The following is a 20,024-nucleotide window of genomic DNA, read 5'->3' on the forward strand; positions in this document are numbered from 1 at the left end:
GCTTTTTTTATTATATTTTTAAAAACGTTTATGCATCAATTTTTGCATATTTCGCATTTTTCTCGATAAACTCTCTTCTTGGCGGAACTTCATCTCCCATCAACATTGAGAAAACACTATCTGCCTCTACAGCATTATCGATAGTTACCTGCTTCAGAATTCTGTGTTCAGGATTAAGGGTAGTTTCCCAAAGCTGCTCAGGGTTCATTTCTCCAAGACCTTTGTAACGTTGTACTTCTACTCCTTTACCGTCCGGAGCCATTTCTAAAGTAAACTCTTCACGTTCTTTTTCGTTATAAGCATATACTTTTTTGTTTCCTTTCTTTAATAGATATAAAGGTGGCTGAGCAATATAAATATAACCGTTCTCAATAAGCTCCTTCATATATCTGAAGAAGAAAGTAAGGATCAGTGTAGAAATGTGAGATCCGTCAATATCGGCATCGGTCATGATAACGATTTTGTGATATCTCAGCTTAGCCATATTCAATGCTTTGCTATCTTCTTCAGTACCTACAGAAACCCCAAGAGCTGTATATATATTTCTGATTTCCTCATTGTCATAAACTTTATGAAGCATAGATTTCTCTACGTTCAGAATTTTACCTCTTAAAGGAAGGATAGCCTGGAAGTGTCTGTCTCTTCCCTGCTTAGCTGTTCCACCTGCGGAATCTCCCTCTACAAGGAAGATCTCTGATTCTGCCGGATCTTTTGAAGAACAGTCAGATAGTTTTCCCGGAAGACCAGAACCTCCCATCGGAGATTTTCTCTGAACCATTTCACGGGCTTTTTTAGCAGCCTGTCTTGCTTTTGCAGCTAAAACAACCTTTTGAACGATCAGCTTAGCTTCATTAGGGTTTTCTTCCAAAAAGTTAGTAAGCATCTCCCCTACAATTTTATCTACAGCCCCTGAAACTTCAGAGTTTCCTAATTTTGTTTTAGTCTGTCCTTCAAACTGAGGTTCCATTACTTTTACAGAAACTACAGCTGTTAACCCCTCACGGAAGTCATCTCCTGTAACTTCTACTTTCTCTTTCTGTGGAATACCAAGATCATCTGCATATTTCTTAAGGGTTCTCGTCAAAGCACGTCTGAAACCTGCCAGGTGAGTTCCTCCTTCATGCGTATTGATGTTGTTTACGTAAGAGTGAAGATTTTCATTGAAAGAAGTATTGTAACGCATTGCTACTTCTACAGGAATATCATCTCTTTCACCTTCCATGAAAATTACGTGTTCCATGATAGATTCACGGTTTCCGTCAATGTAAGCAACGAATTCTTTTAACCCACCTTCTGAATGAAAAATTTCCGTTCTGAAAGAACCATCTTCTAATTTCTCTCTTTCATCAGTTAATGTAATGGTAATTCCTTTATTAAGATAAGAAAGTTCTCTTAAACGGCTTGCTAATGTATCGTAATTATAAATTAATTCTGTAAAGATGGTATCATCCGGTTGGAAAAACTGTTTGGTACCTCTTCTTTCACTGTGACCAATTTCCTCTACACCTGTCTGAGCTTTTCCTCTTGAATAGATCTGCTGGTAAACGTTTCCATCTCTGTAAACTGTAGTGATCATCTCATTGGAAAGTGCATTCACACACGAAACCCCAACCCCGTGAAGACCTCCTGAAACCTTATAAGAGTCTTTGTCAAACTTACCTCCGGCTCCAATTTTCGTCATTACAACTTCAAGGGCAGATTTCTGTTCTTTTTCATGGAAATCAACCGGGATACCTCTACCGTTATCACTTACTTCAATTCCGTTTCCTTCCTTGATGCTAACGAAGATCGTGTCGCAGTATCCTGCCAATGCCTCGTCAATAGAGTTATCTACTACTTCATAAACCAAGTGGTGAAGTCCTCTGACTCCTACATCACCAATGTACATTGAAGGACGCATACGAACGTGCTCCATTCCTTCCAATGCCTGAATACTACTAGCTGTATATTGTTTTTGACTCATATTAAATATTAAAAATCCTGCTATATGCAAAGACTTACAAATATCGTGATTTTTTTCGAGGTATGAAAGTTAAAAAGTGTCAAAAAAATGTAGAGTTTTCTTAGTAAAAACATAAGAAAAAGTAAGCCAATAAAAGATTCAAAATTAAAATGTATTGTTGAAATACCAACTGTTGTAAATCATACTCTAATCAATAATTTATGCGTAAATTTATTTACTGAAAAGTTGATATTATGGATGATTTTATAGCTGCACGCGCTCAGATGGCACTCTCTCTGGGCTTTCATATCATATTCTCCTGTGTGGGTATGGTGATGCCTTTTCTGATGGCTTTTGCCCATTGGAAATACCTAAAGACCAATAATGAAGTATATAAAGGACTGACAAAAGCATGGAGCAAAGGAGTAGCCATCCTTTTTGCTACGGGAGCTGTTTCAGGAACGATGCTTTCCTTTGAACTCGGACTTCTATGGCCCGGTTTTATGAAACATGCAGGTCCGATTTTCGGGATGCCGTTTTCTCTGGAAGGAACTGCCTTTTTCATTGAGGCTATTGCTATCGGCTTCTTTTTATATGGATGGGAAAGGTTCAATAAATGGTTTCACTGGTTCTGTGGATTTCTAGTAGGAGTAAGCGGACTTGCTTCCGGAATTCTGGTAGTAGCAGCCAACTCATGGATGAATTCTCCTACCGGTTTCGATTATATCAATGGACAGTATCTTAACATAGATCCTATCAAAGCAATGTTCAATGATGCTTGGTTCCCTCAGGCTCTTCACATGACGGTTGCGGCATTTTGTGCAACGGGGTTTGCTGTAGCTGGAGTACACGCCTTTATGATTCTACGAAAAAGAAATATTGAATTTCATACCAAAGCTTTTAGAATTGCCGTAGGATTTGCTTTGATTGGAGCGTTCGGAGCACCTTTAAGTGGTGATGTTGCTGCGAAATCGGTGGCAGAAAGACAACCTATCAAACTGGCAGCTATGGAAGCTCATTTTGAAACTGAAAAAGGGGCTTCATTTGTGATCGGAGGAATTCCTGATGAGGAAAAAGAAGAGGTGAAATATGCAGTAAAAATTCCGAAAGTTTTAAGTTTTCTGGTGAGCAATGATTTCAACTCTGAAGTTAAAGGTCTTAAGGATTTCCCTAGAGATGAATGGCCTCCGATTGCTGTGGTTCATTATGCTTTTCAAATCATGATTTTCTTCGGAGTGGTAATGATTGTTATTGGAGCTATTTATTTATATGCTTTCTTCTTCAAAAAAGAATGGCTGAACAAACACTGGTTACTGAAAACATTTTTAATAGCAACACCTTTCGGATATATTGCGCTGGAAGCCGGATGGACAGTGACAGAAGTAGGAAGACAGCCCTGGATTATTTATGGGATTATGAGAACGGTTGATGCAGTAACTCCTATGCCGGGAATACAGTATTCATTCTATTTCTTTACTGCTATTTTCGTATCATTATCATTAATCCTTGTTTTTCTTTTAAAGAGACAGATTCAAATGGTACCGAAGCTTTACGATCCTACCGATGCTCAGTTTAACGATAAAAACAAAAAATCATGATTTACATTGTAATAGGTTTTCTCTGGCTATCCATCTGTCTTTATATTATTTTAGGCGGAGCTGATTTCGGGGCTGGAATTGTGGAACTTTTCACGCATAAAAAAGCCAGAAATAAGACCCAGGAAATCATGTATGAATCCATAGCTCCTGTATGGGAAGCCAATCATATGTGGCTCATCATTGCGATTGTAATTCTCTTTGTAGGGTTTCCCGAGATTTATACCACCATGTCTACCTATCTTCATATTCCTTTAGTACTGATGCTTTTGGGAATTATTGCGAGAGGAACAGCATTTACCTTCAGACATTATGATGCTGTGAAAGATAACTGGCAGGTTTTATATACTCAGATCTTTTATTATGCCAGTCTTTTAACTCCTTTCTTTTTGGGATTAATTGCTGCTGCTACGGTTTCACATTCTATCAATCCTGATGCTGTAGGTTTTCTGGACTTGTATGTATTCAGCTGGCTGAACTGGTTTGGAGTTTCTGTAGGTTTATTTACGGTAGCGCTTTGTGCCTATCTTGCTTCTATCTTTTCATTAAGAGAAACGCGTGATAAGGCTGATCTTTTATTAATGATCAGAAAATCCAAGCAGACGATGATCTTCGTGGTAATTACAGGTATTTTGGTATTTGTGACCGCTTATATTTCAGACATTCCCCTTTTGATGTGGGTATTTTCTAAACCTTTGGGGATTATGGCAATTGCCTTTGCTACGATTGCTTTATTGCTTATTTTAAGAGCGATGAACCGTCAAAAACTACTTCCTGTACGTGCTTTGGCCGGATTCCAGATGGTGATGATTTTAGTGGCAGCAACGTATCAGCATAATCCGGATATTATTTTATTAGGAAACGGACAACATCTTTCATTGCTTGAGCATATGGCTCCTCCAAAGACTATTGCCGCATTGGGATGGGCATTGATGCTGGGTTCATTATTTATTCTTCCGTTTTTATTTTATCTGATGGCTTCTTTCAGTAAGTTGAGAAAATAGGTAAAATATGCAGACTTATAAAGACAAAACAGAACTCATTGAGGAGCTAAAGAAAAGATACCTGCTCTATGATCAGGAATTTAATGATGTAAAAGAAGAGGAAAAAGATCTTCTGCAACCAGGAGTTGACAAAACTCCGTCCCAAAATATTTCCTATCAATTGGGTTGGACTCACCTGCTTTTACAGTGGGAATCTGATGAAAGCAAAGGAATTGAAGTGAAAACTCCCACTCCTGAATATAAATGGAATAATCTGGGAGGATTATATCAGTTTTTTTATCATGAATACGGTTCTTATAGTTTACAACAGCAAAGAGAACTGCTGCAAAGTAAGGTTGATGAAATTATCACTTGGATAGAAAATCTTGACGATGAAACATTATTCACTCCCGGACAAAGAAAATGGGCAACTACTCCCGCCCAGTGGCCAGTCTGGAAATGGATTCATATCAATACCGTGGCTCCGTTTAAAAACTTCAGGGCACAGCTTCGGAAATGGAAAAAAGAAAAAGGTACAGCATAGTTCTGTACCTTTTTTATTGTTTAAAAACGCTTTCTGATCCTTTGAAAAAAGAAATTGAGTATTCCTAGTGTTATTTTGACAACAAGCATAATGACAAATGCTAATATAGCACCTGGAATCAAAAGAATTGGCCCTATAACGATCCATCCGGTTTTAAAAATTACGGCAAATGCAAGGATTGCCACAGCAATCATGATGATATACATAAGGGGTTTCATCCACCAGTCTTTACTTTCAGAATAATCTACATTGGAAAGAATATACCCTGTTCTTTTACCATATAAAATTTCAAGAAAAACCTTGTTTTCAGAAGTAATGTCAAATTTATCTTTTTTAACAAGTGTTTTAATATTCACGTCTGCATTGCTTTTATCATAGAAAAGTTCCAGATACTTTTCCTTTTTCCCTGAATCATAAGTCCTGCTTAGTCTTACAGCCGTATTATTTTCTTCATTTTCTATTCTTGAACCACTGAATACTTCAGAAAAAGATCTTTTTCTACCATCATTTTCTTCAATAAATACAACGGTGCAGGAATCATCGGAAAGACTGGCATCTCTCACAATATACATTTTAGAAAAATCTTTCTTAATATATAAGGTCTTTCCGGCAATATAAATTTCCATCCAGTTAATTCCATTTCGCCTTTTTTCCCGGTTAAATTCTACAATTTCTCCTTCATGTAAAAAGTCAGAGGTTTTGGAATTTTCTTCATGAGCAGAATATAGCGCCACAGGCTGAAGAATTTTAATTCGTTTTGACATGTTTAATAGGTTTTCAGTTAGTTTTTTAAGAGATGAATATACAAATAAAACCTTCTTTTACAATGTCCTACAAAAAAAGACTGCCCAAAAGCAGTCTTTCTATTTATACTATTTATTGTATTAAATCTTAAGCCAATTTCATCAAAAGATTTTCGTCAATCTTTTCTACTTTCACAATATTATTTTTTGTCAAAGTTTTAGAAGCTTTATCCCATTTTTTACCTGATAACTGGCTTCTTTCTTTTACTTCAGCTAGAGACATTGCTTCTTCCTGAGAGTTAAGGATTTCAAGGATTACTTTCTCATCCTCACCTAATTCAATCTGTGGAACTGCTTTTTCAGGTCTCATCTGAGGGAAGAACAATACTTCCTGGATTGAGGCATTATTCGTTAAGAACATAATTAATCTGTCCATACCGATACCTAATCCTGAAGTTGGCGGCATACCATATTCCAGCGCTCTTAAGAAGTCCTGGTCGATGAACATTGCTTCATCATCTCCTCTTTCAGATAACGCCATCTGTGCTTCAAAACGTTCTCTCTGATCGATAGGATCATTAAGCTCTGAATAAGCGTTAGCGATTTCTTTACCGCATACCATTAATTCAAAACGCTCTGTTAAACCTTCTTTGCTTCTGTGTTTCTTTGTCAGTGGAGACATTTCGATCGGATAATCCGTAATGAAAGTCGGCTGAATGAAGTTTCCTTCACATTTCTCACCAAAGATCTCATCGATTAATTTTCCTTTCCCCATTGTCTCATTCACTTCAATACCGATAGACTTGGCAAAATCGTATAATTCCTTCTCCGTTTTTCCAGTGATATCGAATCCTGTAAATTTAAGGATTGCTTCTGTCATGGAAACTCTTGGATAAGGAGCTTTGAAGTCTACATTATGTTCTCCGAAAGTAGCCGTTGTAGTTCCGTTTACCTGGATAGCACAGAATTCCAATAATTTCTCAGTGAAATCCATCATCCAGTTGTAATCTTTGTACGCTACATAGATTTCCATAGCCGTAAATTCCGGGTTATGGGTTCTGTCCATCCCTTCATTTCTGAAGTTTTTAGAGAACTCATATACTCCGTCAAAACCACCTACGATCAGTCTTTTCAGATATAATTCGTTGGCAATTCTTAAATATAGTGGAATGTCCAGCGCATTGTGGTGTGTGATAAACGGTTTTGCTGCTGCTCCACCAGGAATTGACTGTAGAATTGGTGTTTCCACTTCAAAATATCCTGCATCATTAAAGAATGTTCTCATGGCATTGAACAATTTTGTTCTTTTCACAAAAATTTCTTTTACCTGTGGATTTACCGTTAAATCTACATAACGCTGTCTGTATCTTAATTCCGGATCGGTGAACCCATCGTGTACAACACCGTTATCGTCAGTTTTTGCCTGAGGAAGAGGACGTAAAGCCTTTGTAAGAAGCGTAAAGTTTTTCACTAAAACAGTCTTCTCTCCTACCTGAGTAGTAAACAATTCTCCCTCAATACCGATAATATCACCGATATCCAAAAGGTGCTTGTAAACTTCATTATATAGTTCTTTATCTTCACCCGGACAGATCTCGTCTCTGTTGAAGTAAACCTGGATTTTTCCTTTAGAATCCTGCAATTCTGCAAAAGAAGCTTTTCCTTGAATTCTGCGGGACATCAATCTACCAGCGATCTTCACCTGTTTACTTTCAGAAAAGTCCTGTTTTATAGATTCTGTAGTATCTGTAATTATATACTCATCCGCAGGGAACGCATTAATCCCCATTTCAGTAAGCTTATTCAGCTTTTCTCTTCTAATGATTTCTTGTTCTGATAATTGCATTTCTTATTTTTCTAAAAGCGTACAAATTTAGGCATTTTTGACATGACCATCAATGGCTTTTTTCAGAAATTTTAAAAAGTAGTTGAGATGCGGGTTGTGAGGTACGTGTTGCGGGATGCGGGGTATAAGATGCAAGAGTTGAATTATTGCGCTATTAACCTTAAACTTTAAACCCTCGAACTTTAAACCAACCAGTTTTTCTGTTTTTCTGAGGAATAAACGTCCACGCCAGCATTCTGCTAACTTTTTGTCCCTGAGCCATATCAATGGTTTTCACCTCTACGGCTTTGACGTTTTTTAAAAGGTTAGTCAACTTATTGAGATTATCTTTTTTAGAAACCAGACATGTGAACCAAAGAACCTGTGATGAAAATAATACGCTTTCATTAATCATTTTTGTGATAAATGCCAGCTCACCACCTTCACACCAAAGTTCCGACTGTTGCCCACCGAAGTTAAGAAGAGGTTTCGTTTTCTTTGATTTACTAAGGTTTTTGGTTTTCCTGATATTCCCTTTTATGGCAGATTCTTCAGAATCATGAAAAGGAGGATTACACATCGTAAAAGTGAATCTGTCGTCAGAACCAATGATATTGGTAAAGATATGACCAGCATCAGGCTGACTTTTCAACTGAATGGCAGTGGATAAATCTTCATTCTGGTCCAGAATATTCTGAGCATTTTTCAAAGAATCCTGATTGATATCTGTTCCCAGCATGGTCCAGCCATAAGATCTCTGACTGATTAAAGGGTACACAAGGTTAGCTCCTGTTCCTATATCCAACCCTTTTACAGAATTTCCTACGGGAATTGTATCAAGCTGTTTGCCTAAAAGATCTGCAATATAATGTACATAATCTGCCCTTCCCGGAATGGGCGGACAAAGATTGGTATCGGGAATATCCCAGCCTTTAATATTGTAGAAATGTAAGAGTAAGGCTTTGTTGAGCAGTTTCACTGCTTTTGGAATGCTGAAATTAATGGTTACCGTCTGATAAGCATTCTCGAAAACATAATGTTTCAGTTCCGGCACACAAGAAATAAGCTGATCAAAATCATAGGGATTGCGATGCAGATTTCTTGTGTGCAGACTGGATTTTTCAGCGGACATATTCTATTTCTTCTGACTTAAAATATATTCCACCATTTTTTTGGCATCTTCTTTAGATACCTGTGGATGGGCGGCCATAGGCACACTTCCCCATACTCCACTTCCGCCTTCTATAATTTTGGAAGCCAGCAGTTCTGTATCCTTTTCAGAATACTTTCCTGCAATTTCCTTATAAGAAGGTCCTATCATTCTCTCATTAACAGAATGGCATCCTGAGCAATCCAATGTTTCCATGATCTGATCACCTGAAAGATTAGATTGAGCAGGTTCTGAAACAGCGGCCGTTTCAGAAGAAGATGCTAGTTCTGCTGTATTTTCTTTTTTAGAACAGGAAATGATCATAAGACCTAAAGTTCCTGCTAAAAGTATTTTTTTCATTATTTCTTCGCTGTAGAATCTGTTTTAGCAGCTTCAGGTGCAGGAGCAGCCGGAGTTGCAGCAGCTGGAGCAGCAGTTTTAGCCGTAGAATCAACAGTAGCTACTTCTGGCTCTGGAAGCATCGTGTTGGTGTCCTGTAAAGAGTGATCTACTTTTTTAGAACAGCTTGCTAATAATAAACCTCCGATAAATGCGATTGCTAATACTTTTTTCATTTTTTTCTAATTTGGAAGCAAAAATATAAAAAATAACCTTTTAAACTTATGACAAATGTTTTCTTTGAGAAATATTTTTGGGATCAGAGTTTTAATTTAACAATAAAAAAATAATTCAATCAATAGGGAAATTTAAAATAGGTTATTATTTTTGTATATCGGATGATCCGAGCCAAAACCGAAATATAAATATGAAGCTTATGACTAAAAAAAATTTGTTGGCTACAACTTTCTTTGTTGTAGCCTCTTCCCTTTTTCTTTCGTGTGACAATTCATCTAACGAACCACAATCAGAATATTCTGATAAAATAGAGTCGGTGACACTTTTAAAAACAACTAAATCATGGGATGGAACAGTATATCCGGCCTATCCTACTACACAGCCGGAAATCACGGTTCTTAAAATTACCGTACCTCCTAATTCAGCACTGAGTTGGCATAAACATCCTGTGATCAATGCAGCTTATGTAGAAAAAGGTGAAATTCAGGTGGAAAGAAAGGAAGATGGCAAAACACAATGGATACGTAAAGGTCAGGTGCTGCCAGAAATGGTGAATGTGGGCCACCGAGGTAAAACGGGAGACAAAGGAGTCACCTTAATTGTTTTCTACAGCGGAACTCCTGATATTCCTTTGTCCGAACCGGTACAATAAATGGTTTTAAACGCTTTGTTCGCAAAGGAAATTATCATAAAACTATATTTTTTGCTCGCAAAGCCACTTCGTTCAGCTAATGACAGCGGGTTTTGCTAAGTGAAACGCCTTTGCGACCGTTTTAATAATAATTTAATAGCATCTTTGCGACCTCAGCGTTTAGATTATTCTTCTATAGAACCAATACAATAAATAGTTTAAACACTATGCTCGCAAAATATTTATAGTAAAACCTTATTTATGTTCGCAAAGCCACGTCGTTTAGCTAATGACAGCGTCTTTTGCTGAGTGAAACGCCTTTGTGGCCATTTTAACAATCATTTAATAACATCTTTGCGATCTCAGCGTTTAAATAAAAGATTATTATGGTTATATTTAATCCATGGTTTTAATTTCAAAAATTCTGTTTTTCACCAGTCATCATGGTTTTTATACTGTGATTCTGTTGTTTGCGTTCTTTGGATTGCTCTCCTATCTGACCAAAAAAGCATGGCTTTTAATTCCGATTATTCCATTGGCTATAGTAAATGGATTTGGCGGACAGTTTTTAAATGCATGGTTTTTAAACAAATACGGAGTGGAAAGCACAGCTATTATCACCTCGGATGTAGAAACCAATTCTACCCTGAATGACATGTATATCCACGATTATGAAGCTATTGTGAAAAAACAGGATGGAAAATATATTTCAACCTTTTTCTCCACCACTACTGCATCCATCTATCCTATTGAAAATGCAATCAGAATCCCGCAAACTGAAATTGCTTTCCCTGTAAAATATATTCCGGGATATGAAAAAAATATCGTCATTCTTTACAATCAGTCTGATGAAGGGCAGGCTAATCTTAAATATTCAAAACTGGCTCCTGTAAACTCTGCCAGAATCAAATATGAAGCAGACAAAACGAATAAAGAATTTATTGAAGAATACATTTCTGCCCTGGAAGATTATGTAAGATACTACGATAATGAAACTTATAAGGAAAAAATCAAAGAATTGAAACAGGAGCTTAAGCAGCTTAAATAAAGGATTTTTATATTAAGTTTTAGTATTTTCTGATATTTTTTAGTTTTTTTATTAAAAAAATTTCTACATTTGTCCCATGTTAAAAATGAACAACAATATTTGGTGGTGGCTTTCAAACTCTTCGTCGGGTCTGGAGGTATTGTCATGTTGTTAACTACAGCAGAAATAATCAAAAAACAATATATAGGCTTTGACGGATACCGTTAAAGCCTTTTTTTATTCCTTAATCTCACAAAAAACAATAAAATGTTGACCAACACAATTACAATAAAAACTGTTTCGAAAAAAACACTGGGAGACCTTCATACTCCCATGAATATTTATCTTAAGATCAGGGATAAATTCCGGGATACTATTCTTCTGGAAAGTTCAGATTCCAAGAGTATTGATAATAACTTTTCCTTCATTGCGGTAAATGCTATTGCCGGAATAGAAGTGAAAAACCTCAACGAATATGAAATCAAACTTCCTGCTTCTGCTCCCGTAAAGCAATTTATTATGGAGCGAAATATCACAGATATATTTGAAGAGTTCCGAAAAATTTTTAAATGTGAAGAAACCAATGATCCGATTGAACAGACAGCTCAGAGTCTTTTTGGATATACAAGTTTTGAAGCGGTACAGTTTTTTGAAAACATCCATCTTAAAGCACAGAGCAAGGAAGTAGAAATTCCTGTGATGAGATACAGATTATACCAATATGTAATTGCGATCAATCATTTCAATGATGAAATGCATATTATTGAAAACTTTATTGATGGGGTAAAATCTGAACTTCATCTGTTGGAAAACCTTATTAAAAATCAAAATACTCCGGTTTATCCTTTTGAGAAAACCAGTGAGGAAACCTCTAATATTACTGATGAAGATTATCTTGAACTGGTAAAAACAGCACAGAAACACTGTATGCGTGGTGATGTTTTCCAGTTGGTACTGAGCAGAAGATTTGAACAGAAATTCAAGGGAGATGAGTTCAATGTGTACCGTGCTTTGAGAAATATCAACCCTTCCCCTTACCTGTTCTATTTTGATTACGGAAATTATAAATTATTCGGATCAAGTCCTGAAAGCCAGTTAATCATTAAAAATAATAAAGCAATTATTCATCCGATTGCCGGAACTTCAAAAAGAACAGGAAACTTTGAAGCTGATCTTGAAGCTATTGAAGTTTTAAAAGCTGATCCCAAAGAAAATGCAGAACATACTATGCTGGTAGATCTCGCTAGAAATGATCTTGGAAAGCTTGGAAAAAATGTAACTGTTACTAAACTTAAAGAGATCCAGCTTTTCTCTCACGTGATTCATATGGTAAGTGAAGTGACTGCAGATGTTGCTAATGATATCAATCCTCTTGAAATGGTTTCCACAACTTTCCCTCAAGGAACATTGAGCGGTGCACCTAAGCATAAAGCACTTCAGCTAATCAACCAATACGAAAAAGATTCCCGTGGATACTATGGCGGTTGTATAGGAATTATCGGATTGAATGGAACCTGCAATCAGGCTATTATGATCAGAACCTTCTTAAGCAAAAACAATACATTATTTTATCAGGCTGGTGCAGGCCTTGTGGCAAAATCTGTTCCTGAAAGTGAGCTGCAGGAAGTCAATAACAAACTGAATGCTCTTAAAAAAGCTGTAGAAAAAGCCGAAAAAATAGTTGAAAAATAAGTCCGTCAACCAGCAACAAAAATTACCAGCAACTATCTAACAAAAAAAGCAATGAACAACAATATAAACACCCAACAGCCACAGCTTAAAGTTCTCGTTTTCGACAACTATGACAGCTTCACCTATAACCTTGTCCAGATTATCGAAAGAGTTCTGAATCAAAGAGTGGATGTGGTAAGAAATGATAAAATTACTCTCGAAGAGATTGGAAAATATGACAAAATCATCCTTTCTCCCGGCCCCGGAATTCCAGAAGAAGCCGGTATTTTATTAGACCTTATTAAAGAATATGCTCCTACAAAAAGTATCCTTGGGGTATGTCTCGGGCAGCAGGCTATAGCCGAAGCTTTTGGAGGAAGCCTGATTAATCTCTCTGAAATCTTCCACGGAGTAGCCACCACTACTGAAATTGTAAAAGAAAATACCAAAGTTTTCAAAGATCTGCAATCAGGATTGGAAGTAGGAAGATATCACAGCTGGGCAGTAAATCCGGAAGGATTTCCGGAAGAACTGGAAATTACAGCTGTAGATAAAGACGGAATGATCATGGCTTTGCAGCACAAAACATATGATGTACACGGAGTACAGTTTCACCCTGAAAGTATTTTAACGCCGGAAGGAGAAGTAATTATTAAAAACTTTCTGTTGTCATGAAAACCTTAGAAATCTCTTCAACAACCATAAAAACACCACAAATGAAAGAAATACTGCAATATCTGTTCAATCATAACACACTCTCAAAATCTGAAGCAAAAGCGATGATGATTGAGATTGCACAGAATAAATTCAACGCTGCAGAAGTTACCGCTTTCATAAGTGTTTTCCTGATGCGGAATATCACCCTGAAAGAACTGGAAGGCTTCAGAGAAGCACTATTACAAATGGCTGTTCCTGTAAATATCAACGCCAGTGATGCCATTGACATTGTTGGAACCGGAGGTGACGGAAAGGACACCATTAATATCTCAACTTTGGCCAGTTTTGTAGTTGCCGGAGCCGGACAGAAAGTAACAAAACATGGAAATTACGGAGCTTCCACTACTACAGGGTCATCGAATGTACTGGAAGAACTGGGATATCAGTTTAAAAACAGTTCAGAACAATTGAATGAAGATCTTGAAAGAGCCAACATCTGCTTCTTACATGCCCCTTATTTTCATCCTGCACTGCAATCAGTCGGATTATTGAGAAAATCTTTGGGATTGAGAACATTTTTTAATCTTTTGGGACCATTAGTGAACCCTGCAAAACCTAAATATTCTATGATTGGAGTTTATAATCTGGAAATCGCAAGAATTTATCAGTATCTCCTTCAGAAAGAGGAACGTGACTTTACTCTGGTTCATGGTCTTGACGGATATGATGAAATAAGCCTTACCGACGACAGCAAGATTATTACAAAAAACGGTGAAGAAATCTATTCTGCAGAAGATTTAGGTTTCAATCCGGTAATGCTGGAAGATATTAAAGCCGGAAGCTCTATTCGGGAAACCGCAAAAATATTTATGAATATTCTGGAAGGAAATGGTACAGAGCAACAGAATTCTGTAATCCTTGCCAACGCTTCAGTAGCCTTACACAACACTCATAAATTCGGGACGTATGACAACTGTCTTTTAATGGCTCAGGAAAGCCTTCAAAACGGAAAAGCATTGAATAGTTTTAATCTTTTAATTAATTAGTCTTACAATTTTTTTAACCGTTAAGGATTTTTAAGTAATGAAGAATCGTTAAGATTAATCATTCTGATTTTAAGCTAGAGCAAAGTTCATCTTAATAATCTTAACACCTTAATACAATCTTAATGGTTCAAAAGAAAAAAGTTTAAACAGGTTCGAATAAAATAATCATTGATTAAATTTTAAACACAAAAAAATGACTATACTGGATAAAATTATTGAACGAAAAAAAGAAGAAGTTGCTGCAGCAAAATTGCGAATTTCCCTTGACCGATTAAAAAGCACAGCCTTTTTTGGAAGACCTACGTATTCCCTGAAAGAATCCATCAAAAATAAGAGTGGAATTATTGCTGAGTTTAAAAGACAGTCTCCTTCAAAAGGAATCATCAACAATAGTGTACAGCCTTTAGAAGTAGTTTCTGCTTACGAAAATTTTGGAGCCAGCGGAATTTCTATTCTGACTGACCATGATTTTTTCGGAGGAAATTTAAATGATGTTCTGGATGTAAGAAATGAGATTAACATTCCGATTCTGCGAAAAGATTTTATGATTGATGAATATCAGTTTTATGAAGCCAAAAGTATTGGGGCTGATGTCGTTTTACTGATTGCTTCATGTCTGTCACCAGCTCAGGTACAGGAATTCACAGAATTAGCTCACCAACTGAAATTGGAGGTTTTACTGGAAATTCATACAGAAGATGAACTGAAACATTTTAATTCAAAAATCGACTTAGTTGGGATTAATAACAGGAATCTTAAAGATTTTAAGGTAGATCTTCAGCATTCGGTTCAGTTGAAGAATCAACTTCCAAAAGAAGTTTTATCTGTTGCAGAAAGTGGTATTTACAGCCTTGAAGATTTTCTGTTTTTAAAAGAAAAAGGATTTGACGGTTTCCTGATGGGAGAATATTTTATGAAAAATACAGATCCTGCCAAAGCTTTTGAAGAATTCGCATCTCAAATTTAAACTCAACAACAATGAAACTGCAACCTACAACCTCAAACCTGCTACCTCAACTCAAAGTCTGCGGCCTGACCAAACAGGACCAGATTCAGGAATTGATTGCTATGAATACAGATTTCCTTGGTTTTATCTTCTACGAAAAGTCACCAAGATATGTTCTGAATCATCTGAGTCTGGAAGAGATCTCAACCATTGATCATCAAGGAAAAGTAGGTGTTTTTGTTAATGAAGAAGTAGATATCATTGTAAAGATCGTTCAGCACGCAAATTTGAATTTTGTACAGCTTCACGGTGATGAAAGTAATGATTTCATTACTGAACTAAGACAAAAACTGAGTCCTAAGGTTGGAATCATTAAAGTAATCAGAATAGGAAATATTGATTCTGATAACAAAGATAAAATAGCACAAACTCTTTCCTGCAACCTCCAACCTATCACCTACTACCTATTCGATACTGACAGCAAAGCCTTTGGCGGAACGGGAAAACAATTCGACTGGAATATTCTGAATGAATTTGAAATTCCACTGCCCTACTTTTTAAGCGGCGGTATTTCTGAGGAAAATATAGGGAATATTGATACATTGAAACAACAACCTTTTGCTTTGGATATCAATTCTAAATTTGAAACAGAACCTGGCAGTAAAAATATTGACAGCATAAAAAAGTTTAAAACTTTATATCAGCACAATAAATAACACATAAAAACACACAAGGATGAATATACATTTGCTCAAAAAGACATTTTATAAAACCTTATTTCCCCCTAAATTCGGGAATGAAAAAATCCAGAATCTGTACCACTTTGTTGCACAGAACGACAGTAATACAGAACATTGGGAAGTGGGTGGATTATTGTCCGATTTCATTTGTATTATTAAAGATTTTGAAGAAACAGATATTCAGTATTTTTTTGAAAGAATCAGCTTATGGAACAGCTATTATCTTGTCATTATTTCAGATAAATTTTTAGAAACCCATGTAAAATCAAGTGTAAAGTATGACTTAGGACTGATTTATGCTAAAATATTCTTGCTTTATGAAGATTCCGATCCTTATTATCTGATTGACAATCTGGAAATTGCGATTACCATGTATCAGTCGAAAATTGATAAAGCAACTTTAATTGATTTAATGCACAAAATAGAATTGCTGTATTATAAAAAACTGATTACCAAACAGCAGCACGATTATCACCTCACATTTATTAATAGCTTAAACCCATGAAATATCAGATAAAAGAAACGAAAGATTTAACAGAAGCCGAGATAAAACATATTCTTGAACTTTGGGACATTTCTGCATGGAACACGATGAAATCTACCTATTTCCGGTCTTTTTTTAAAGATTCAGAGTTTCATTTTCTGGTAGATACCCATGAAAATATACTGGCCATTATGAGGGTGAATTTTGATTTTACCTTAAAAATAGCAGACACAGCATATATTTTTGCAGAAGCCGTAGGACTTGTGGCAGTTCATAAAAAGAAAGGGTATGGTGCTGCATTGGTAAAGAGTTTCAAGGAAAACGTCATTCAGAGAAATTTGGAAACGATTGGTTTCTGCCATTCCGATCTTCGTTCCTTTTATGAAAAATGTGATATAGAAATTCTCCACGACAAAGCCAAAATGATCAAAGAAAGTATCGGTTCGGAGTGGGTAAATTCTGAAGATGATGATATTTTGATTTTTCATACCTCGCAGGAAAGAAAAAAACTACTGAACCAGCTGAGTGCACAAAACAATGCCTATTTAACTACTAAAGAATAAAAAAATGAATTATAAAAACCCCGATGAAAACGGATATTATGGAGAGTTTGGAGGCGCTTTCATCCCCGAAATGCTCTATCCTAATGTAGAAGAACTGCAAAAAAACTATCTTGAAATCATAGAATCTGAAGATTTTCAGGCTGAATATCAGGATTTGCTGAAAAATTATGTCGGAAGGGCTACTCCTTTATATTTTGCTAAAAACTTAAGTCAAAAATACCAGACACAGATTTATTTGAAACGGGAAGATCTCAACCATACGGGAGCTCACAAGATCAATAATGCTCTGGGACAGGTTTTATTGGCAAAACGTCTTGGAAAAACAAGAATCATTGCTGAAACCGGTGCAGGACAGCATGGTGTTGCTACCGCTACAGCGTGTGCTTTGCTTGGTCTTGAGTGCATCGTTTATATGGGAGAAATTGATATCCAGAGACAAGCCCCGAATGTCGCAAGAATGAAAATGCTTGGTGCAGAAGTAGTAGCAGCTACTTCAGGTTCAAAGACCCTTAAAGATGCAGTAAATGAAGCATTAAGAGACTGGATCAACAATCCTGTGACGACTCATTATGTGATTGGAAGTGTGGTGGGACCTCACCCTTTTCCTGATTTGGTGGCAAGATTTCAAAGTATTATTTCAAAAGAAATCAAAGAACAGCTTCAAGAGAAAATCGGAAGAGAAAATCCTGATTATGTGATTGCCTGTGTGGGCGGAGGAAGCAATGCTGCAGGAACTTTCTATCATTTTGTAGAGGAAAAAGAAGTAAAAATCATTGCTGCGGAAGCGGGAGGATTGGGTGTAGATTCAGGAAAATCTGCTGCGACTACATTTTTAGGAACTTTGGGGGTACTTCACGGAAGCAAAAGCCTTGTAATGCAGACAGAAGACGGACAGGTGATAGAACCTCATTCTATTTCCGCAGGATTGGATTACCCAGGAATAGGACCTTTTCATGCGCATTTGTTTAAAGAAAAAAGAGCAGAATTCTTTAGTATTAATGATGATGAAGCTTTACAATGTGCATTTGACCTTACCAGACTGGAAGGAATTATTCCCGCATTGGAAAGTTCTCACGCACTGGCAGTTTTAGACAAGAAAAAATTCAAGGAAAATGATGTCGTAGTGATTTGTCTGAGTGGCCGTGGAGATAAGGATATGGAAACCTATCTGAAAGAAATTAGAAGTTAGATACCAGAAATCAGTAAGTATTAACTCATAAAAAGTATTTGCCTTCTAACTTCTCATCGCTAATTTCTAACTTCTATAATAAAGAAATGAAAAAACTAAATATATACTTCACAGCAGGAATTCCACAATTGGAAGATACCGCTGATATTATACAACTGATTCAGGATTCGGGAGCCGACATGATCGAAATCGGAATGCCCTATTCTGATCCTGTAGCAGACGGACCTGTGATCCAGAAAGCTCACGAACTGGCTTTACAAAACGGAATGACCATTGAAAAACTATTGTCTCAGCTGAAAACCATCAAGGACGAAATAAAAATTCCCATTATTCTGATGGGTTATATCAATCCTGTTTTGAGCTTTGGATTTGAGAAATTCTGTGCAGCATGTTCGGAAAGTGGTGTTTCAGGATTGATCCTTCCAGACCTTCCTCCTATTGAGTTTGAGAAAAATTATCAACATATTTTAAAGCAGTATAATCTTAATTTCACTTTTCTGGTAACTCCGGAAACGTCCGATGAAAGGATGATCTATCTGGATTCTCTAAGCTCAGGTTTCCTTTATGCCGTAAGCTCTTCTTCCACCACCGGAAATGAAAATGCTGTTTTGAAAAATGAGAGTTACCTTTCCAGAATAGCAGCTCTTCCACTTAAAAATCCGGTAATGATAGGATTCGGAATTAAATCGAAAGATGATTTTGAAAATGTAACAGAAAAAGCAGATGGTGGTATCATTGGGACGGCCTTTGTGAATATTTTACTTCAGGATAGAGACTGGAAGAAAAGTGCTATAGATTTTATCCATTCCATAAAAGGGTAAAATTCACTAAATTTGTATATCAAAAATTGAAATGAATACAAATCAAAATAAAGCAGTAGAATTTGAAGACTTAGGAGTCAAAGAATATCAGCCTGCCTGGGATTATCAGGAACAGCTGATGAAAAACATCATTGACACCAAAATAAAAAACAGAGATCTTCCTGCAGAACAGCATACCACTACGCCTAATCATCTTCTTTTCGTAGAACATCCTCATGTGTATACCTTAGGAAAAAGTGGGCATGAAGAAAATATGCTTGCCGGTATTGATAAACTGAAAGAAATTGATGCTACTTTCGTGAAAGTAAACCGTGGCGGAGATATTACCTATCATGGTTACGGACAGGTGGTAGGTTATCCTATTCTGGATCTTGAAAACTTTTTCACGGATATTCATTTATATATGAGAAATCTGGAAGAAGTGATCATCAGAACCATTGCCGAATATGGTATTAAAGGAGAACGTTCTCCGGGAGAAACAGGAGTTTGGCTGGATGTAGGAAAGCCTTACGCCAGAAAAATGTGTGCGATGGGAGTAAAAGCTTCCCGATGGGTAACTCTTCATGGTTTTGCTTTGAATGTAAATACCGACATGCGTTATTTTGAATACATTATTCCATGTGGGATCAAAGACAAGCAGGTAACTTCTTTGAAAAGAGAACTTGAAAGAGAATTGACACCAGAAGAAATGGAAGAACTGAAAGCAAAGATCAGAAAACATTTCGCTGATGTTTTTCAGGCAGAATTGATTTACAAATAGTCAAGTTTATTTACAATATAACAAACCCGGTTTCAATAGTTGGAACCGGGTTTTTAGTTTTATGATAATGTTATTTTTATTCACTTAGACTATCCACAACGTTTGTCATTCCGCAAGAATCCAGACACAGA

Annotated in this window: 21 protein-coding genes; 15 read left to right on the forward strand and 6 right to left on the reverse strand. The window is 36.6% G+C overall.

Annotated features, from left to right (window positions below; translation table 11 throughout):
• Nucleotides 1-28: 28 nt before the first annotated feature.
• Complete coding sequence (gene gyrB, locus NK356_RS11725; RefSeq protein WP_034695996.1) at nt 29-1,963, reverse strand: DNA topoisomerase (ATP-hydrolyzing) subunit B; 1,935 nt, start codon at nt 1,961-1,963, stop codon at nt 29-31.
• Nucleotides 1,964-2,196: 233 nt separating this feature from the next.
• Between gyrB and NK356_RS11730 the strand changes: the two genes are divergently transcribed.
• The 3 genes from NK356_RS11730 to NK356_RS11740 are packed head-to-tail and all read left to right on the forward strand — an operon-like array spanning nt 2,197 to nt 5,064.
• Entirely contained in the window at nt 2,197-3,540 is a 1,344-nt protein-coding gene (locus NK356_RS11730) for a cytochrome ubiquinol oxidase subunit I (RefSeq protein WP_034695998.1), read from the forward strand.
• Nucleotides 3,537-4,541: a cytochrome d ubiquinol oxidase subunit II gene (locus NK356_RS11735; protein ID WP_034695999.1), complete on the forward strand. Its 1,005-nt coding sequence runs from the start codon at nt 3,537-3,539 to the stop codon at nt 4,539-4,541. Before NK356_RS11730 ends, NK356_RS11735 begins: the two co-directional genes overlap by 4 nt.
• Nucleotides 4,542-4,548: 7 nt before the next feature.
• Nucleotides 4,549-5,064, forward strand: a complete 516-nt coding sequence (locus NK356_RS11740; protein WP_034696002.1) for a ClbS/DfsB family four-helix bundle protein — start codon at nt 4,549-4,551, stop codon at nt 5,062-5,064.
• Between the two features lie 20 nt (nt 5,065-5,084).
• On the opposite strand, the gene NK356_RS11745 is transcribed toward NK356_RS11740, so the two are convergent.
• From NK356_RS11745 to NK356_RS11765, 5 genes are all read right to left on the reverse strand, one after another.
• Nucleotides 5,085-5,828 (reverse strand): hypothetical protein, encoded by a 744-nt coding sequence (locus NK356_RS11745; RefSeq protein WP_034696004.1) that lies wholly within the window; start codon nt 5,826-5,828, stop codon nt 5,085-5,087.
• A gap of 127 nt (nt 5,829-5,955) precedes the next feature.
• Entirely contained in the window at nt 5,956-7,653 is a 1,698-nt protein-coding gene (gene lysS / locus NK356_RS11750) for a lysine--tRNA ligase (protein WP_034696005.1), read from the reverse strand.
• A gap of 160 nt (nt 7,654-7,813) precedes the next feature.
• Nucleotides 7,814-8,764 carry a 23S rRNA (adenine(1618)-N(6))-methyltransferase RlmF gene (gene rlmF, locus NK356_RS11755; RefSeq protein ID WP_253317043.1) on the reverse strand — a complete coding sequence of 317 codons (951 nt, stop codon included), beginning with the start codon at nt 8,762-8,764 and terminating at the stop codon, nt 7,814-7,816.
• Between the two features lie 3 nt (nt 8,765-8,767).
• Nucleotides 8,768-9,142, reverse strand: a complete 375-nt coding sequence (locus NK356_RS11760) for a c-type cytochrome (RefSeq protein WP_253317044.1) — start codon at nt 9,140-9,142, stop codon at nt 8,768-8,770.
• Nucleotides 9,142-9,357 (reverse strand): hypothetical protein, encoded by a 216-nt coding sequence (locus NK356_RS11765; protein WP_034696013.1) that lies wholly within the window; start codon nt 9,355-9,357, stop codon nt 9,142-9,144. Before NK356_RS11765 ends, NK356_RS11760 begins: the two co-directional genes overlap by 1 nt.
• 200 nt (nt 9,358-9,557) lie before the next feature.
• Between NK356_RS11765 and NK356_RS11770 the strand changes: the two genes are divergently transcribed.
• The 12 genes from NK356_RS11770 (at nt 9,558) to lipB (ending at nt 19,893) form a co-directional block, all read left to right on the forward strand.
• On the forward strand, nt 9,558-10,010 hold the full coding sequence (locus NK356_RS11770; protein WP_034696093.1) for a cupin domain-containing protein: 453 nt from the start codon (nt 9,558-9,560) through the stop codon (nt 10,008-10,010).
• Between the two features lie 382 nt (nt 10,011-10,392).
• Complete coding sequence (locus NK356_RS11775) at nt 10,393-11,037, forward strand: hypothetical protein (RefSeq protein WP_253317045.1); 645 nt, start codon at nt 10,393-10,395, stop codon at nt 11,035-11,037.
• 246 nt (nt 11,038-11,283) lie between these two features.
• Nucleotides 11,284-12,708 (forward strand): anthranilate synthase component I family protein, encoded by a 1,425-nt coding sequence (locus tag NK356_RS11780; RefSeq protein WP_253317046.1) that lies wholly within the window; start codon nt 11,284-11,286, stop codon nt 12,706-12,708.
• Between the two features lie 51 nt (nt 12,709-12,759).
• Entirely contained in the window at nt 12,760-13,362 is a 603-nt protein-coding gene (locus NK356_RS11785; protein WP_034696020.1) for an aminodeoxychorismate/anthranilate synthase component II, read from the forward strand.
• Nucleotides 13,363-13,403: 41 nt separating this feature from the next.
• On the forward strand, nt 13,404-14,390 hold the full coding sequence (trpD, locus tag NK356_RS11790) for an anthranilate phosphoribosyltransferase (RefSeq protein ID WP_034696094.1): 987 nt from the start codon (nt 13,404-13,406) through the stop codon (nt 14,388-14,390).
• Nucleotides 14,391-14,583: 193 nt separating this feature from the next.
• The gene (trpC, locus tag NK356_RS11795; RefSeq protein ID WP_253317047.1) at nt 14,584-15,357 is read left to right on the forward strand and encodes an indole-3-glycerol phosphate synthase TrpC; all 774 of its coding nucleotides are present in this window, start codon (nt 14,584-14,586) and stop codon (nt 15,355-15,357) included.
• Nucleotides 15,358-15,368: 11 nt separating this feature from the next.
• Nucleotides 15,369-16,052 carry a phosphoribosylanthranilate isomerase gene (locus NK356_RS11800; protein ID WP_253317048.1) on the forward strand — a complete coding sequence of 228 codons (684 nt, stop codon included), beginning with the start codon at nt 15,369-15,371 and terminating at the stop codon, nt 16,050-16,052.
• Nucleotides 16,053-16,071: 19 nt separating this feature from the next.
• On the forward strand, nt 16,072-16,581 hold the full coding sequence (locus NK356_RS11805; protein ID WP_253317049.1) for a hypothetical protein: 510 nt from the start codon (nt 16,072-16,074) through the stop codon (nt 16,579-16,581).
• Nucleotides 16,578-17,123: a hypothetical protein gene (locus NK356_RS11810; protein WP_253317050.1), complete on the forward strand. Its 546-nt coding sequence runs from the start codon at nt 16,578-16,580 to the stop codon at nt 17,121-17,123. The genes NK356_RS11805 and NK356_RS11810 overlap by 4 nt, the downstream gene beginning before the upstream one ends.
• 4 nt (nt 17,124-17,127) lie before the next feature.
• Entirely contained in the window at nt 17,128-18,312 is a 1,185-nt protein-coding gene (gene trpB, locus NK356_RS11815) for a tryptophan synthase subunit beta (protein ID WP_034696027.1), read from the forward strand.
• An 86-nt stretch (nt 18,313-18,398) separates the two neighbouring features.
• Nucleotides 18,399-19,133 carry a tryptophan synthase subunit alpha gene (trpA, locus tag NK356_RS11820; RefSeq protein WP_034696029.1) on the forward strand — a complete coding sequence of 245 codons (735 nt, stop codon included), beginning with the start codon at nt 18,399-18,401 and terminating at the stop codon, nt 19,131-19,133.
• Between the two features lie 31 nt (nt 19,134-19,164).
• Entirely contained in the window at nt 19,165-19,893 is a 729-nt protein-coding gene (lipB, locus tag NK356_RS11825) for a lipoyl(octanoyl) transferase LipB (RefSeq protein WP_034696030.1), read from the forward strand.
• Nucleotides 19,894-20,024 lie beyond the last annotated feature (131 nt).

Origin of the sequence: Chryseobacterium sp. S0630 (genome assembly GCF_024158915.1) — a bacterium.
GTDB lineage: Bacteria > Bacteroidota > Bacteroidia > Flavobacteriales > Weeksellaceae > Chryseobacterium.

Excerpts from the sequence above, each read along its gene's own strand:
- lipB (WP_034696030.1), top strand. The coding sequence starts at position 19,165 with ATGAATACAAATCAAAATAAAGCAGTAGAATTTGAAGACTTAGGAGTC.
- trpD (WP_034696094.1), top strand. The coding sequence starts at position 13,404 with ATGAAAGAAATACTGCAATATCTGTTCAATCATAACACACTCTCAAAA.
- NK356_RS11745 (WP_034696004.1), bottom strand. The coding sequence starts at position 5,828 with ATGTCAAAACGAATTAAAATTCTTCAGCCTGTGGCGCTATATTCTGCT.
- NK356_RS11780 (WP_253317046.1), top strand. The coding sequence starts at position 11,284 with ATGTTGACCAACACAATTACAATAAAAACTGTTTCGAAAAAAACACTG.
- NK356_RS11735 (WP_034695999.1), top strand. The coding sequence starts at position 3,537 with ATGATTTACATTGTAATAGGTTTTCTCTGGCTATCCATCTGTCTTTAT.
- NK356_RS11740 (WP_034696002.1), top strand. The coding sequence starts at position 4,549 with ATGCAGACTTATAAAGACAAAACAGAACTCATTGAGGAGCTAAAGAAA.
- NK356_RS11770 (WP_034696093.1), top strand. The coding sequence starts at position 9,558 with ATGACTAAAAAAAATTTGTTGGCTACAACTTTCTTTGTTGTAGCCTCT.
- NK356_RS11775 (WP_253317045.1), top strand. The coding sequence starts at position 10,393 with ATGGTTTTAATTTCAAAAATTCTGTTTTTCACCAGTCATCATGGTTTT.
- trpA (WP_034696029.1), top strand. The coding sequence starts at position 18,399 with ATGAAAAAACTAAATATATACTTCACAGCAGGAATTCCACAATTGGAA.
- rlmF (WP_253317043.1), bottom strand. The coding sequence starts at position 8,764 with ATGTCCGCTGAAAAATCCAGTCTGCACACAAGAAATCTGCATCGCAAT.
- lysS (WP_034696005.1), bottom strand. The coding sequence starts at position 7,653 with ATGCAATTATCAGAACAAGAAATCATTAGAAGAGAAAAGCTGAATAAG.
- NK356_RS11805 (WP_253317049.1), top strand. The coding sequence starts at position 16,072 with ATGAATATACATTTGCTCAAAAAGACATTTTATAAAACCTTATTTCCC.
- NK356_RS11800 (WP_253317048.1), top strand. The coding sequence starts at position 15,369 with ATGAAACTGCAACCTACAACCTCAAACCTGCTACCTCAACTCAAAGTC.
- NK356_RS11765 (WP_034696013.1), bottom strand. The coding sequence starts at position 9,357 with ATGAAAAAAGTATTAGCAATCGCATTTATCGGAGGTTTATTATTAGCA.
- trpB (WP_034696027.1), top strand. The coding sequence starts at position 17,128 with ATGAATTATAAAAACCCCGATGAAAACGGATATTATGGAGAGTTTGGA.
- gyrB (WP_034695996.1), bottom strand. The coding sequence starts at position 1,963 with ATGAGTCAAAAACAATATACAGCTAGTAGTATTCAGGCATTGGAAGGA.
- NK356_RS11785 (WP_034696020.1), top strand. The coding sequence starts at position 12,760 with ATGAACAACAATATAAACACCCAACAGCCACAGCTTAAAGTTCTCGTT.
- NK356_RS11730 (WP_034695998.1), top strand. The coding sequence starts at position 2,197 with ATGGATGATTTTATAGCTGCACGCGCTCAGATGGCACTCTCTCTGGGC.
- NK356_RS11810 (WP_253317050.1), top strand. The coding sequence starts at position 16,578 with ATGAAATATCAGATAAAAGAAACGAAAGATTTAACAGAAGCCGAGATA.
- NK356_RS11760 (WP_253317044.1), bottom strand. The coding sequence starts at position 9,142 with ATGAAAAAAATACTTTTAGCAGGAACTTTAGGTCTTATGATCATTTCC.
- trpC (WP_253317047.1), top strand. The coding sequence starts at position 14,584 with ATGACTATACTGGATAAAATTATTGAACGAAAAAAAGAAGAAGTTGCT.